The sequence below is a fragment of the Cellulomonas sp. ES6 genome (assembly GCF_030053835.1).
GTDB lineage: Bacteria > Actinomycetota > Actinomycetes > Actinomycetales > Cellulomonadaceae > Cellulomonas.
The window spans coordinates 2,883,298-2,897,539 of sequence record NZ_CP125655.1; the positions used below are offsets into that span (position 1 = coordinate 2,883,298).

Annotated in this window: 13 protein-coding genes; 1 reads left to right on the plus strand and 12 read right to left on the minus strand. The window is 69.1% G+C overall.

Going from position 1 to position 14,242, the window contains the following annotated elements; genetic code table 11:
• Nucleotides 1-251 precede the first annotated feature (251 nt).
• From P9841_RS13425 to P9841_RS13465, 10 genes are all read right to left on the minus strand, one after another.
• Nucleotides 252-395: a hypothetical protein gene (locus P9841_RS13425; RefSeq protein WP_283319151.1), complete on the minus strand. Its 144-nt coding sequence runs from the start codon at nucleotides 393-395 to the stop codon at nucleotides 252-254.
• On the minus strand, nucleotides 392-3,640 hold the full coding sequence (locus P9841_RS13430; protein ID WP_283319152.1) for a hypothetical protein: 3,249 nt from the start codon (nucleotides 3,638-3,640) through the stop codon (nucleotides 392-394). The genes P9841_RS13425 and P9841_RS13430 overlap by 4 nt, the downstream gene beginning before the upstream one ends.
• Before the next feature lie 250 nt (nucleotides 3,641-3,890).
• On the minus strand, nucleotides 3,891-4,898 hold the full coding sequence (locus P9841_RS13435) for a hypothetical protein (RefSeq protein WP_283319153.1): 1,008 nt from the start codon (nucleotides 4,896-4,898) through the stop codon (nucleotides 3,891-3,893).
• Nucleotides 4,898-5,779 (minus strand): tyrosine-type recombinase/integrase, encoded by an 882-nt coding sequence (locus P9841_RS13440; protein WP_283319154.1) that lies wholly within the window; start codon nucleotides 5,777-5,779, stop codon nucleotides 4,898-4,900. Before P9841_RS13440 ends, P9841_RS13435 begins: the two co-directional genes overlap by 1 nt.
• Nucleotides 5,780-5,990: 211 nt before the next feature.
• Entirely contained in the window at nucleotides 5,991-6,572 is a 582-nt protein-coding gene (locus tag P9841_RS13445) for an LbetaH domain-containing protein (RefSeq protein ID WP_283319155.1), read from the minus strand.
• A gap of 1,187 nt (nucleotides 6,573-7,759) precedes the next feature.
• Entirely contained in the window at nucleotides 7,760-8,575 is an 816-nt protein-coding gene (locus P9841_RS13450) for an abortive infection family protein (protein ID WP_283319156.1), read from the minus strand.
• A 99-nt stretch (nucleotides 8,576-8,674) separates the two neighbouring features.
• Nucleotides 8,675-8,875 (minus strand): hypothetical protein, encoded by a 201-nt coding sequence (locus tag P9841_RS13455; RefSeq protein ID WP_283319157.1) that lies wholly within the window; start codon nucleotides 8,873-8,875, stop codon nucleotides 8,675-8,677.
• Nucleotides 8,876-9,063: 188 nt separating this feature from the next.
• On the minus strand, nucleotides 9,064-9,375 hold the full coding sequence (locus P9841_RS13460) for a hypothetical protein (protein WP_283319158.1): 312 nt from the start codon (nucleotides 9,373-9,375) through the stop codon (nucleotides 9,064-9,066).
• On the minus strand, nucleotides 9,315-9,632 hold the full coding sequence (locus P9841_RS19190) for a transposase (protein WP_502847667.1): 318 nt from the start codon (nucleotides 9,630-9,632) through the stop codon (nucleotides 9,315-9,317). Before P9841_RS19190 ends, P9841_RS13460 begins: the two co-directional genes overlap by 61 nt.
• Nucleotides 9,633-9,676: 44 nt before the next feature.
• Nucleotides 9,677-10,204: a pyridoxamine 5'-phosphate oxidase family protein gene (locus P9841_RS13465; protein WP_283319159.1), complete on the minus strand. Its 528-nt coding sequence runs from the start codon at nucleotides 10,202-10,204 to the stop codon at nucleotides 9,677-9,679.
• A gap of 527 nt (nucleotides 10,205-10,731) precedes the next feature.
• Here P9841_RS13465 and P9841_RS13470 point away from each other — a divergent pair.
• Nucleotides 10,732-11,625: a DNA adenine methylase gene (locus tag P9841_RS13470; protein ID WP_283321957.1), complete on the plus strand. Its 894-nt coding sequence runs from the start codon at nucleotides 10,732-10,734 to the stop codon at nucleotides 11,623-11,625.
• Here the strand turns inward: P9841_RS13470 and P9841_RS13475 are convergent.
• Nucleotides 11,585-13,087, minus strand: a complete 1,503-nt coding sequence (locus tag P9841_RS13475) for a ParB N-terminal domain-containing protein (RefSeq protein ID WP_283319160.1) — start codon at nucleotides 13,085-13,087, stop codon at nucleotides 11,585-11,587. The genes P9841_RS13470 and P9841_RS13475 overlap by 41 nt on opposite strands.
• A gap of 414 nt (nucleotides 13,088-13,501) precedes the next feature.
• Nucleotides 13,502-14,176 carry a hypothetical protein gene (locus P9841_RS13480; protein ID WP_283319161.1) on the minus strand — a complete coding sequence of 225 codons (675 nt, stop codon included), beginning with the start codon at nucleotides 14,174-14,176 and terminating at the stop codon, nucleotides 13,502-13,504.
• Nucleotides 14,177-14,242 lie beyond the last annotated feature (66 nt).

Sequence of the window (14,242 nt, forward strand, 5' to 3'; positions counted from 1 at the left end):
GGTCCCTTGATCCCCATCGTCGTCTGCTCCGATCCACGTGGAAGGGGTAGTGGGCGGGTGGTGGTGCGTGAGGGTCACCACCCGCCCGCCGGTCACCGAGGGGTCTCGCCCGCGGTCTGGGTCCTCACCACACCCACACCGGTGCCCGGTCGGGCCTCGGGCGCCTGGCAGGAAGTCCAGGCGCCCGAGGCGGGGCGGGTCGTGATCTCAGGGGCAGGGAGACCACGACCCGCCGCCTTGGGCCGAGGGGACTACAGCCCCTCGGCCGGATCGATGCCGAGGGTGTCCTCGGCACTCAGCTGGGCCGCCGCCGCGACTACCAGGACCGGACTGAACACCAGTGCCCGGACGAACGCCCACGCGACCAGTGCGGCGCCGCGCGCTCGGGTGATCACGACCGAGCTCCGGTCCCCTGACGCCGGGAGCGGACGTACCCGATCTGACCGGCACCGAGCGCGATCAGCAGCGCAGCACCGAGCAGCAGCCCGTAGGTCTTCGCCCCGGTGACCGCCAGCGCCCGAGCCTGGTCACTGTTCGCAGCCGCCGCCGCGGAGTCCTGGTACTGGACCACCACCGTCGTGGTCTCCGCGGGCAACCGGGGCTCACCGACGTGCACCACCTCACCGTCCGGGCCGGTCAGAGTCTCGACCCAGTAGTACGTGCCATACCGGTCGAGCGTGACGTCCGCTGAGCGCACCTCACCGGGACCGGTGATCTCGACCGGGTCGAGGCTGGCCACCAGTTCGTCGTCGGCGACGTCGTCGCCATCGGCCTGCCGGTACACCGCGAACGTGAGCGTCGATCCGGGCACCGGGGTGCCCTCGACCAGCGCGACGTCGTGCGCCGCCTCGCCCTCGGCGATCTCCTTGAGGGCCTGCGTGGTGACCCGCACGACCTGCGTGGTCTCGCCCGGCAGCCGGGGCTCACCGACGTGCACGACCTCGCCGTCCGGTCCGGTCAGGGTCTCGACCCAGTAGTACGTCCCGACCTCGTCGAACACCACCGCGGGCGACTCGTAGGTCCCACCGTGGTAGATCGTCACGGGGCCGACCTCGGCCACGAGCTCGTCGTCGGCGGGATCCTCGGAGTCGGCCTGCCGGTAGGCCGCCCACGTCAGGGTCGACTCCGGCTCGACCGGCCCAGAGACGAACGCGACATCGTGGGCGGGGTCACCGAGCGCGACCGTGCCCTGAGCGAGCGTTGTGACGACCGGGCGCTCCGGTGCGGTCACGCGGGTGATCTCCGACGGGTCACCGAAGGCGCCGCGCACCACGACCTGGCCGTCCGCGTCGTAGTACGTCGCGACCCAGTACACGTCACCCCAGGCGGCGGTCTCGGGCAGGTCCGTGGTCGTGTACCCGGACCGGAAGGTCCCGGCCGCGGTCACGGGGATCTGCTCGGAGGTCCACAGCAGGCTCTCGGCGGACTCGACCGCCTCGACACCGTCGACGAACGGACCGTACGCCTCGAACTCCAGGTACCCGCCGGCGTGGATCGTGCCGGTCAGGTGCGCGGTGTCCTTGAACGGCTGGCCCGCGACCACGCGCTCGTCGGCATCGGTGACGAGCCAGGTCTCCACCTCGGCGGTCTCGTCGTACGGGACGTACGCCTGCTCGAGCGGGTCACCCGGGGACGTCGCCAGCGGCTCCACACGGTCGTCGCCGGCCCAGGTGGACACGATCACGTACCAGCCGGCGCCGGCGTTGGAGTCCGCGATCGCGTACTCCCCATCAGTGCCGACGACGTACGTGCCGTTCTGGGCGGGCGTGGTGTCGACCCCGAGCACCGGTGCGGTGCTCAGGTCGAGGTCCGCGGTGGGCTGCTCGGCCAGCGGCCCGTAGGCCGTGTGCACGACCTCCTGGCCGTCGGCCTCCCAGCCGCCCAGGCCGCCGAACTCGGTGTGCGAGTCGGGGAACCCGGACTGCGTGATGACGTCGCGCAGCTGGCCCCCCTGGACGACGTTGAAGTCCACCATCATCGAGGTGAGCGAGACGGGGTGCTTCACCGAGTGCGTCTCGTCCTCGATCATGAACGCCGTCCGGACCGAGGTCGCGAGGTACGGCTGGGACTCGACCGGCTGGCGGGCCTTGTCCATCTCCCAGACCCACGTGTAGAAACCGGCCGCGCTGCTCGCGGTCGCCGGCAGGCGCTCGGTCCCGGTGCCGTCCACCACGAGCTGGTCATGCCCGTACACCGGGGCACCGGCCGGAACGTCGGCCACCTCGGTCACCGGCACGTCGAACGGGCCGTAGAGCGTGCCGTCCCAGACCGTCTCGACCGGGGTGCCGTCCTGCTTGGCCAGCCAGCCGGGCCCCGTCGCGACACCGAACGTCAGCACGTCGACCAGGTCCTCGGTCGCGAGCTCGGGGTAGCGGTCCTCGACCTGGGTGGTGATCGTCGGGGTGAAAGGCACGATGTGCGTCTCCGCGACCAACCCGAAGTCGTGCGTGGCGTCGCCGCGGATGTACTGCGCGACGGACGCGGACTGCGAGGCCTTCTTGATCGACCAGACCCACGTGTAGTAGCCCGCCTCGCTCGCCCGCAGCGTGCTCGGGGAGTCCAGCGTGCCCGGACCGTTGAACGTCAGGGTCTCGGTCGCGGCGACCGGTGCGTCGGCCGGGACGTCGGACGACTGTGCGGGCTGCTCGGCGAACGGGCCGTAGAGCGTGCCCTCGGCCACGACCGGCACGTAGGAGCCACCGACCTGGGTCCACACATCGCCCGCTGCGGCGGCCGCGGTCACTTGGTCAACCAGCGACCCCCCCTCGGCGACGAACACCGTCGCGACCTGCGTCCGGACCTCCGGCTGAAAGTCCAGCACCACGTCGAACGGGGTCCCCACCGTCGTGAGCTCTTCCGGGTCCGACGGCGGACGACCCGCGTAGGACAGGCCATCCTGGACCGCACCGGACATCGAGTACTTCGTCAGCGTGACCCGACCCGCGCCCCCAACGACCCACGTGTAGTTCACGGTGCCGTTGCCGGTCGCGGTCCAGGACAGCGAGATCGGCCCGTTCGAGGTCGTGCCCTCCCAGACGTTCGTGCCGGTCGCGTCGAACACCGCCGGCCCGGTCAGGGTGACTCTGATCGGCTTGCCCGCGATCCAGTTGCTCGCGTCGGACAGGAACCCCAGGTTGTTGATCGCCCCGGTGCGCTTGTCCGCGGTGACGACCGTCGACGTCGACCCCCGGTAGGGGCCCGCCTGCACCGCCGCCTCCGCGAGGTACGCCGCCGCGACGTCCTTCACGGCCTGCGGGGCGTTGGCCTCGATCCGGGCCTTGCGGGTCTCCGGGGAGACCGCGCTGGCGCCCTGGGTCTCGTGCCGCATGTGCGTCAGGTAGGAGATCGCCGCCCGCGACGTCGCATCCGCGATCCCACGCTTGGTCTCGTAGATCCACGCGAGCTGGGCGTCGCTGACGATCTCGGTGCCGACCGGGGTATAGCCCACCGGGTCGTCGTTGCCGGACTGGACGCAGAAGTACAAGTCCTCCACGCCGTTCGGGGACTTCATCGCCCCCAGCCAGCTCTCACCCCAGGAGGTGACGCCGGTGATCGGCACGCCGGGCTGCAGCACACCTGCCGTCACCGCCTCAGCCGGCTGCAGCCCGGGGCCGACGAGCCCCACGCCGGCCAGCGCCACGGCCGCCGCGACGGCAGGGACGGTCTTGGTCAGGACACGCCGATGAGACGGCCGTCGCCGGGCATCTGCCCAGGTCAGAGCCGCCTTCAGGACGCTGCGCGCACGCGCGCGCATGGGTAGATTGGTCATCGCTTTCGCTGCTCTCCAAGGTGTCGGAAGTAGAGGGGTCCCGGGTTGCCGCCCGGGGCCCCTCACCTGTCATCGGGGCCTCACGTCATCTGCAATGGCCTCCTGTCCGCGTGCTTGAGCATCAGCACTCTCCCCACCAGGACGGGTCCTGCCCGAGAGTGCCTCCGCCGCAGAAGTCCGTGCTCTCCTCGACCCAGTACGAGCCGTCACCACTGGAGGTGGACGAGCCCGTGCCGGTCGGGCCCGGGGCTCCGCCAGAGGTCGTGTTCGACTCGGCGCCGCCGGGCTTGCTCGACCCCGGCTTGCGGGCCGGTGCGTTCTTCTGCGTCGCCGCGGCTGCAGCAGCTGCCTGTTGGGCAGCGGCCCGATCGGCCTCGGCCTGCCACGCGTTCTGGGCGTCGATGACGGCCTGGCGGGGCCCGTCGAGGGCGCGCACCTGCTCGCGGGTCGCCGACAAAGCGGCTGCCAGCTCCTCGAGCGTCGCGTCGTCGGCCGCCGCGGTGTCTCGGACCCTGATCGCGGCATCGAGCGCGTCTCGCAGTCCCTGCCGGACCTGGTTGTCCGCGACCCTCGACTCCGAGCCGGCCAGGACGTCCTCGCCGACCGTGATCGCCGCCGCCAGCTCAGCCACGGCAGCGGCGTGATCGGCGCGTGCCTGGTCGACCAGCCACCGCTCGTGCGACGCCCGCACCTCCTCGGTCGCGGCAACCAGGGTCTCGGTGGCGGCCTGCGCCTCGCGCGCAAGGTTGTCCACCCTCGCCGTCACGGACCGGAGCTCGTCGGCCGACGCCGCGTCGACATCGACCGCAGGGAGCTCAGGAACCTCCGTGGTCTCTCGGATCGAAATCAGGGACTCGACCGTGGCCCGGTCGGCTACCTCTCCGTCCAGACCGGGCACCGTCGCGGCCGCCGTGCGCGCCTCACCCAGGTCGGCCACGGCCACGGTGTAGTCCTCGACCGCGGCCTGGAAGTCCTCGAGCGCCGCCTGCAGCTGGCGCTCCTGGGCCGCCAGCACACCCCACACCACGCCGAGCGCAACCACGACGACGGTGATGGCCCCGGCAATCAGCAAGCCTGGGAACGGCCACCTGCTCGATGCGGGCGCAGGGACGCGGATGGTCTGGCTCATCACACACGTCCTTCGTAGAGGCGGGACGAGGTCAGCACCGTGACACTCGGCAGCAGGTTCATGGCGCCCTGACGCTCTTCCTGCCCGACCCCGGTGTAGATCGCTGTTGTTGCCAGCGAGCGGTGGCGCATCAACTCCTGCACGACGCGCACGGGCACGCCTTCTTGGAGGAGGGTCGTGCCGAACCAGTGACGCAGCTGGTGCGCCGTCGCAGCCACGCCGATCCGGCGGAACGCCCGCGAGATGCCGGCGGACACCGAGTTCGGCGAGACGTGTCGCGAGGGGTCGCCGGGGGAGGGGAACCAGCTCCCGGAGCTGGGCCACTGGTCGATCAGCCGGCGCAGGTCATCGTTGAGCGGCAGGTAGTCTCGCCCGCCGCCTTTGCCGACCACCTCGAAGAGGTCGGTGACGCGGCGGAAGTCCTCGCCGCTGACCTTCGCCGCCTCCGAGACCCGCAGCCCGGCGCAGGCGCACAGCGTCGCCTGGGCGATCGTCTGCGGGTGCTGGCCCGAGGCCAGCAGACGCCGGACATCCATCGTGAGCACCGGGCGCGGTTGCGCCCGCGGCACCTTCGGGCGGGCGACCCGGATCGTCGGGTCGTCGTCTCGGTACCCCTCGCGCACGAGGTAGTGCGACCACGCGCGCAGGGCGTGGTAGTACGTTGAGCGCGACGACGGGTTGCGGACTGTTCGCAGCCAAGCGCGCAGAAGGTCCGGGCTCATCGCGCAGTCGGGAACTGCCAAGTCGCGGGAGATCGCCCGCACGATGCGCTCCCGCTCGCCAATCGTGCGCCGCGACAGCGCCCCCATGTCCATGTGCTCGACCCAGCGCGACAGCGCCTGCCCCCTGCACTGGCACGCGTACAACGAAGAACCGTTCATCCGCACGTCGCTACCAGAGACCAGGGCACCCTCAGTGGCGGGTCCGTGCCTCACAGCCCCGCCACGAGCGGAAGGTCCGCGTCCCAGAGTGGTTCGGACGAGGGAAGTTGAGTGCTCCGCGCACCCGCACTCAGGTGGGAGATGTCGGCACCACCGAACTTCGGATCAGAAGGTCGGGGGTTCGGGTCCGCCCTACGCCGGACGCCCGGCGTCACGCCCGCGGGTGGTAGACGCTCTGGCGCTCCACGCGCGCGTCGGCGAAGTTCCCGAGGCCGTTGACGACCTCGCCGACCTCGACGCGGGTGCCGCGGGCGAGGCCGACGCCCTTGAGGACGCCCGCCCGGCGGTCGACGTCCGGCTCGGTGTGGTCGCCGCCGCCGGCGATCTGCACGGACTGGGCCCGGATCGGGCCGATGAGCTGCCCGCCGTCGCCGATCGACGTCGCGCCGACGATCTCGGGGCCGTTGGTGAGGCGCACGCGGTCACCGACGACGATCGCGGTGCCGCGTGCGTCGGCCTTGAGCTGCACCCCGCCGGGCCCGTACGAGCCGTGCGATCCGATCTCGAGGTGGCCACCGTTCTCGGCCAGCAGGAACGCGCCCGGGTAGAAGACGTTGTGCGAGCCGACCGTGAGGACGGAGTCCTCGTCGGACTGGATCACGACGCCGGGGTAGAAGACGTTCCCCTCACCGAGGGTGGCGAACCGGCTGATCAGCACCGAGTGCGGGTCCAGCACCTGGTGGTCCGTCGTGGCGCCGGCGAGGGCGTCGACGCTGAGGAATCTCGATCGCATGTGTGCGTCCTTCGTCGTGTCCAGGGGACTTCCGTGACCGGGGCGTCGCCAGGCCGGCACGACCAGCGAACCGTCAGCGGCCGCACCTGGATGCATGAGCTTGCACAGTGGCAGCGGAGCGCGGACTCGACGTGCTCACTCGCGCGATCTCGCGCAAGGTCGTCCCCCGCGGGCGCCGTCGAGGCAGGCTGCGGCATAGACGAGTGGGGCACCGCAGACGCCAGGGCACTCGGCACGAGCTATGAAGGCCACCTCGACACGATCCCGACGGGCACCCGTGACCCGGCCCACGCCCCGCCGGTACTCCCTCGCCGGCGCAAGTCCCTGCACCCCACCCACTGCACCGCCTGAGGCTCGCCCGCTGACATCCGAACACCAGCAGCCGGCGGCGGCGGCACCCGCCGCGGAGTCCCGCGCTCCACAGGTCCAAGAGCAGCGTCGAGCGAAGGTCTCCTACTACCAAGACCCTAGGGACCCGCCGGGCGCGCGGAGCACTGCTCCACACCATGGCCACCGAGGGGCCCAGTACCCTTCTCCGCTCTCATCGAGACGGCCCTGATGGCGGAGGTCGAGCGCGTAGAGACGACCTACAACGACAGCCATCCCTTCCACCCCTCGGGCCCCGCGAACTCCCGCAGGGCCGAGCGCTGAGCGGAGGCCGATCCACGTGGAGATGGGCCACGACGTCTCACGCGGCTCACGACACCACTCGGCGAGAGGCAACTCCGCCCCACGGCTCGCAAGCGTCACACGCTTCCTCACTCTCGCGCGTGCTCGAAGCGTAGCCGTCCGGCGTGACCCGAGATCCGGGGGCGTGCACATCTCGACACCTTCAGGTGCGGTCGAGCGCCATCGGGCGTTGCCGGCGGTGTCAAATGCATCGGGTGACAGATGCGAGACGTGGCGTGGCAGGCGCCAGCGAAGCCGACCGCGGGCGTTCGCCTGACGCGGCCTGAGACTCCTCCCGCGGTCGGCGCGTGGGTTCTCGGAGTGCGGGGCGGGTTGTCCAGGTGGAGGGAGGGGCGACCGCCTGGACCGCTTCAGCCAGGCTGAGGCGCGCGAGGAGAAGTCGCAGGTCCATGGGCACATCCTGCGACCGGCCTCCGACGCCCCTAGGGCGACCGAGTTCGGCGCGTTCACGGTCGGGCGACCTTGCGTTCGACGTACGGGGCGCGCGGCTGCGACGGCTAGTTGCGACCTTGGGTCGCGTCCAGGCGTCGGAGCATGTACTCCGCGACGCTACATGCCTCACGGACGACGAGTAGGGCCAGATCCTCTGTGACGCCGGTGGGGAGTGTCCGGCCGTGGCCAGTGCCTTGCAGGTTCCGCAGATCGTTAACGTTCTTCGCGATGCTCCAGGACGACTGGTGAATCGCCCGGATAGCGTCAAACCCAGGCAGCGACTTGTCAACGCGCTCGGGCAAGACGCCGAGGCGTTCTCGCGCAATGTGCCAGAGAGCGTCGAACCCCATCGACGACGGGACCGGCATGCCTGTCTCCTCCAGCACGAACTTCGCTACCGACTCCAGAAGGTCCTTCGCGGTGCCGATCAGGAGCGCGGGGTCTGAGGTGCTACCTCGGAGGCGCGCGAGGCTCTCATCGAGCGCTTCGCGGCCGCCGGTGTCGACGTCGGCGCCAGCGAAAGCGCGCAGCTGCCCGTCGTCGGACAGCAGCCAACCGGTGCGGCCCAGCGCAAGTCGCAGGCGCTTCCCGTCCTCCGAGTGACTAGAAGAGTCCGTCCCGATCAGGCTCTGGTGGCGCAGCGCGGACAAGAGGCCCTCGACGAGCTTGCGACCGCCGCCATTGCGCTCCGCGCGCCGGAATGCCGACAGCACCCGGTCCTCTTTCGTCGGACCGTTGCCATCGGGACTGTACTGGTACCCGTCGTTGAGGCCGGCCCCAGTCATCGCCCTGGTCACCGCCGTGTGCGACGGTCCTCGTCCCGCGTGAAAGAAGGCCGCGATCGCGGCCGCGATGTCATCGCTGACGGGCGCGCCTCTCATGGGGTCACGCTAGCGCCCCACCGCTGGGTCCCGTCCGACGTCGCCCGACCGCGGGATCCTTGGATCGAGCCCTGGACGCAGACTCCCGAGCGCGAGTCCTCACGAGTCGGAGTCCCAGTGCTCGTCACCAACCGCGTTGTCCGCGTACTCCCGAATCATGTCGTCGACCTGCGACCGGTGCTCGGCGTCGAGCTGGTCGTACAGCGTCTCCACTTCTCCCTCGCCCCCGTCCCGCTCGAGGATCTCGCCGATCTGCCCAATGATGGCGTCCTGCTCGTCCGGCGATAGCGGCTCCGGCATGCGATCTCCGATCGTCGTCATATGGCTGCACCTCAACATCTGTGCGCTCAGGCTAGTGCTGTGTTCTGCGGGTTGTGCTCAACGCCCGAGCGCTAACCCGAGAAGCGCTACCCGACACCGGCCACGACCACGACCTCGGCATTCTCGAGGCGCACAGCGGTGCGCGCCGGCGACTCGCCGTAGGGCGCTCAGTCCGTGAACTCCTCGTTGACGACCTCAGGGAAAGACCAGGGCGCCGAGCTGGCCTCTGCCAAGCGCCGTTCGTGCAGCAGGCGCAACCGCGTGTACGCGGGGTCGCGCCGAGGATCGCGGATGCGGTCGCGCAGCGTTCGGCCGTCGTCGTCGAGCGACATCGCTTCCGGCAGCAAGGGAGAGGCCGAGGTCGACCCGGTGACGAGCATCGGCAGCGCCGTGGAGAGAACCCAGCCCCGCAGGCGGTCTACTTCGGCCGTGGGGCTGACATGCGCGTGCCACGGATCGGGGCGCTCGACGACGAGCATCGCACTCGATTCGAGCGGGACCGGTGCCCCCACGTCTCGTCCCTGGAGAACAGGGCGTGGCGCTTCCAGACCGTCTGCCACGGACCGAAAGAGGTGAGCAGGTCCCGCCACGGCGACCCGGTCCGGTCGTGCCAGATGATCCCCTCGACCACCCGACGGTGATCAGCGAACGGGCGACCACCACCAGACGCCATCGACGGCATCAGGCCGGCGATCAACTCCCACTCGGCATCGGACAACACCACATCACGAGACACGTGACGACGCTGTCACCGTCCACGCTGCTTGCGAGGCATCGGCATCAGGACGGCGTGTCGTCGTGGCGCCAGGTCTGGCGCGGGGCGTACCCGATGCGCCGCAGCCAGTGCTCGGTGTACAGGATCCGGGCAGGCGTGATCACAGTGAGCGGATCTGTCGGCGGGTCATCGAGAGAGCGACCGCGCTCGACATGGTCGGACTGCCAGCGCACCGCCTCCCAGTACGGCTGCGCGTCCGGGTCTTCACGCTGGAGCGTGCGGGCCGTGCCGAACAGCTGCGCCCCGCGGCTGCTCGCCTGCCCGACCAGCGGAGCGAAGACCCCAGCTGAGACCCGGGGCTCACGGCGCAGGTTGCGCGACTTCAACGAGGCGTTCCAGCTGGTGTAGAAGATCTCGACGCCCAGGCTGAAGTACCGCACCGGGGTAGCGGTCGGCGATCCGTCGGCGCTCACCGTCGCCACCACGGCCATGTTCTGACTCGACAGCAAGTTCAGAATCCGCTCCTCGAGCTCCGCACGAGGGAGAGCCCGGTCAGGGGACGGACCTGCAAGCCAGGGGTTCGTCAGCGGCACCTGGCGATCCTCGCAGGTCGTACCACCCCACGGGTTGAGAGACGCGCCCGAGTGGTCTCGCCACCCACGCTCCTCTCCGACGAAGGCAGTGCCGCCACCCGACCCGCGGGCCGTGACGTCCACGGCGCCACCGACAATTTCGCGTGTGTTGAGGCCACCTCTGCCGGCGGCCAGACACCGGCCGCTCGTCGGCGGCTGCGGCGCACGCGTGCTTCAGCCTGAACCTCGGATCGATCGCCTTACGAATCGACCCAGGGCGACCCGCAGTCGTGCTGGACATTTGCGTGTTGTGACAGATATATTCGTCACGTGGCAGATGATCCGTCAGCGATGAACCTGGCCAAACTCGACGACGCCGTCCTGCGGGATCTGGGTCGGCGAGTGCGCCTAGAGGGCCTGCGCCGGGGCGAGTGCTGGCGCAGCTGTCTCAGTTGCTCGCGCAGGTTCTTGGGGCGCGCAGATGCGCGGTACTGCTCGGGGCGCTGCCGCACGGCGGCCTACCGTGACCGGCTGGGAGAGGGCGCGTGATGGCACCGTTGAGAGTCAAGGCTTCGCGTAGGTTCGGGACGCTCTCTCCGCTGCGCTATCCGGGCGGAAAGTCGGCCCTGGCAGGGTTGTTCGCCGACCTCATCGCCGACCTCGACCTGCGAGACGTGGTCTATGTCGAGCCGTATGCCGGAGGGGTTGGGGCTGGAATCGCCCTACTGCGCCAGGGCCTGGTCAGTCGTCTGGTAATCAACGACATCGACCCGGCCGTGTTCGCGTTCTGGACATCGGTTATCGAGCGTAACGAGGACTTCGTCGAGTGGGTGCGGACCGTGCCGCTCACACTGCAGGAGTGGATGCGCCAGCGCGAGGTGTACCGGGCCGGTGAGGCCGACCGGTTTGACCTGGGGCGGGCGTTCTTCTACCTCAACAGGACCAACCGGTCCGGGGTCCTCAATGCTGGGGTGATTGGCGGGAAGGCTCAGGCCGGGCGGTACAAGATCGACGCCAGGTTCAACCGCGACACCCTGGCCGAACGACTGCTCACCCTCGGCGGGCTCGCCGACGCGATCGAGGTGAGCGACCTCGACGGCCGATCGGTCATCCTCAAGTACGGCGACCAGCCGTCGGCGTTCATGTACATCGACCCGCCGTACGTGCAGGCGGGATCACAGCTCTACCTGAACGCCTTCGACTCGCGAGACCACCAAGCACTGGCTCAGATCGTCGCGCAGATCCCTCGTGCGGACTGGCTGATGACCTACGACCTCGCTCACCTGATCGAGCGCCTGTACGCAGGCCACTTCCAGGCGACGCTCGACCTGAACTACTCCGCCCGGTACCCCGGGCGCGCGCAGGAGCTCGTGGTGGCCTCGCCTCGAGTGGGCGAGGCCCTCACTCGGCTGAGTGCGCCGGCGGTTGCAGCAGGCGCCTGAGGACCGGCTCGATCAGGCTGTACGCGTCTCGCACCTGCTGGGCGTCGACGACGAGTTCCGCGCTGTGCGACGCGATGTTGAACCAGGTCACGCTCCCAGGGACGTTCGACCCAGCGGACTGGATCCGAGCGATCGAGTGCTGCAACGGCTTGTGCTTGCCGTAGGTCTCGGCGACTCGCTTGAACACGACCTGAAGCTGGCCCTCGGCCGGTGTGCTAGTGGACTCAAAATGGAACTTGATCGTGGTCTCCAGCACCGATCGCAGCAGCATCGCCGCAGCGGCTGGGACCTGGGTGAGGTCGAGCTTCCTCAGCTCGTGGTATCGAAGCTGCAGGTTGCGTGAGGCGTGCGTCGCAAAGTCAAGGCCGGACAAGGACAGTGTCTTCTTGGTGTCGGGGTGGTTCGATCCGCGCGAGCCAGGCGTCGTCGTCGTTGACGCCGCACCGCCGCCAGGCGTGGTTGCAGTTCCGCTACCCCGGGACGGGTCGCCGCTGCCAGGGTCCCTCTCTGTGCTTTCGCCGGCTGTCTCGCTCGTTGTGGTTGACGTGGACGCCCCGACAGGTCGGTGTGCCACGGTTGCATGCGTGCCGTTGAGCTCGGCAACCAGGAAGTTGCGCTGTGGGTTGTCCCGCTTGAACTCGACCGAGCGAGTGTTCAAAGCGTTCGCCCGGAACCGACTCATCAACAGTTCGACACCGGCGCGTTGGGTGGAGTTGAGCCCCGCCCCGATAGCTTCCGGCGTAGAGGAGGTGGGCAGCAGGCGTCCGTCACGGTCGAAAGCAACACCGATCGCACCAGCGATATCGGGCTTGTTATACGCGTACTCGAACGCCGACATTGTGAGCTTGCTCTTGACGTACTCGAGCAGGCTCGCGTCGGAGTACTTCACACCGGTCAGGAACTTGCGCATCGGGACCATCTTGAGGAACCGGACAATCTCCACGTCTGGGTACGCGCGCTTGAGATCATCGACGGTGGTCCCGTCTGCCAGAAGGGAGTAGTAGTAGTTCGCCTGCTGGTCCCGGCTCCACCGCTTTTTCGGCAGGCCCGTGTGCAGGCGTGCAATGTGAGGACGGGCGATCTCTCGTGACGGCGCCACAAGAACACGAATCGTGTCGGGCAGGTCGTTGGCCTCGATCGCGTACCGTTTGAGCAGTCGCTCGATCTCCGCCCTGTGGGACGGCACCAGGCCCGGTTCGTGAAGCGCCTTGAGCGCGCTGACTCGCCGGTTGCCCTCCAGAACGACGTGCGTGCCGTTCTCCTGGACCACGATCGGCACCTCGTTGTCGAAGTACCCCTCACGGAGGATCAGTGTGGCGGCCTCCAACACGTCCTCTTCGGCGAACAGGTAGTTCAGCGCGGCTGCCTCGTCTTCGGGGCGGATCGGTACCCGGTAGTTGTCTAGGTCCAGCGCGAGGTCCTTGACCGGAACCTGGTCCATCGGCAACTGCTGGTAGGCCACGTGATCTTCCCTTCGGCTCGACCGGAGCATCCCACAGCCCGGCGGGTGCGCGGGACACTTTGGCCAATCCCGCGACGAAAAGTGGTGTCACTTGGTGCCGAGCGCCTGAACCGGTTCCTGCGCGGAGACAGCCGGGTCACCGGCGCCCTGTTCGATCGGCTGGTCTCGTTGCGCGCTTGAGCAGGGTCGCCATCGCGGACGGAACCCGCTGGCTTCGGGTCACCGAGCTTCCGGGCACAGAAACGGCGAGCGGGCGTCCGGGCACATCGCCCGAACACCCGCTCGCCGCTATCGTGGCCTGTGGGTGGCCGACCTGACGGTAAGGCCAGACACGGGTTGGGTTCCTGCCTCAGCGGGGGCCCGAGAAGGTCAGGAAGTAGACCCCGGTCTGGCGCCTCCCATCCGCGTCATCGGTCAGAGACTGCTGATCCGGTAGTTGAAGGTCCAGGCCACGTCGGCCGTCCCGTTCACCCCCGCGACCTGAATCGGGAACGACACGGCACCGTTGAGCGTGTAGGCCGTGCTGTAGGCGTGGGTGGGGCAGGAACCGTGGAACAAGTACGCGGTCGTCACCCCGGTCTTGTGGTAGCTGCAGTTGCCCGGGGCCCGGCTGACGGTCGCGGTGGCGTTGCCGGTGGAGATCGCCTTGAGCGCCGGAGACAGGCTGTAGGCCCAGGCCAGGGAGCGGGTGTTACCGTACGTGACCTGCGAGCTGAAGATCCCGTTGGTGTCCGACTTCGAGTAGGACGGGGACGCCAGCGTGAAGGTCTTCGACCCGTACGAGATCGCCATCGGGGTGATGGTGCCGGGATCCGTCGCGTCGACGCAGCCATCGGTCGTCACGTCCGGGCCGGACGCGACGAGTTCGCCAGCGTCGTCCAGTGCGTAGGTGGCCGCGTCTCCTTCGAGCTTGATGGCGACGGCCTGGATGTAGGCGCAGTTCTGGGTCGATGACACCGACGCGATCGCTGACTCCGGCTCCGCGATCGTGTCTCCCGGATCGCTGGACGCCAGAGCAGTCGTTGCGGTCGACGTTGCCAGCATGGCGGCGCCGATCAAACCAGCGGCGATCCTCTTGCGTACCTTCATGTTCCCCTGCATTTCTGGCTCTGACCGTTGGGTCTGGCCTGTGGTGTGCGGGCGACGATGACGCTA

What these genes read in the sequence shown, in the direction of transcription:
- P9841_RS13435 (WP_283319153.1), bottom strand. Translation starts at nt 4,898, where the DNA reads ATGAGCCAGACCATCCGCGTCCCTGCGCCCGCATCGAGCAGGTGGCCG.
- P9841_RS13440 (WP_283319154.1), bottom strand. Translation starts at nt 5,779, where the DNA reads ATGAACGGTTCTTCGTTGTACGCGTGCCAGTGCAGGGGGCAGGCGCTG.
- P9841_RS13445 (WP_283319155.1), bottom strand. Translation starts at nt 6,572, where the DNA reads ATGCGATCGAGATTCCTCAGCGTCGACGCCCTCGCCGGCGCCACGACG.
- P9841_RS13450 (WP_283319156.1), bottom strand. Translation starts at nt 8,575, where the DNA reads ATGAGAGGCGCGCCCGTCAGCGATGACATCGCGGCCGCGATCGCGGCC.
- P9841_RS13455 (WP_283319157.1), bottom strand. Translation starts at nt 8,875, where the DNA reads ATGCCGGAGCCGCTATCGCCGGACGAGCAGGACGCCATCATTGGGCAG.
- P9841_RS13460 (WP_283319158.1), bottom strand. Translation starts at nt 9,375, where the DNA reads ATGCTCGTCGTCGAGCGCCCCGATCCGTGGCACGCGCATGTCAGCCCC.
- P9841_RS13470 (WP_283321957.1), top strand. Translation starts at nt 10,732, where the DNA reads ATGGCACCGTTGAGAGTCAAGGCTTCGCGTAGGTTCGGGACGCTCTCT.
- P9841_RS13480 (WP_283319161.1), bottom strand. Translation starts at nt 14,176, where the DNA reads ATGAAGGTACGCAAGAGGATCGCCGCTGGTTTGATCGGCGCCGCCATG.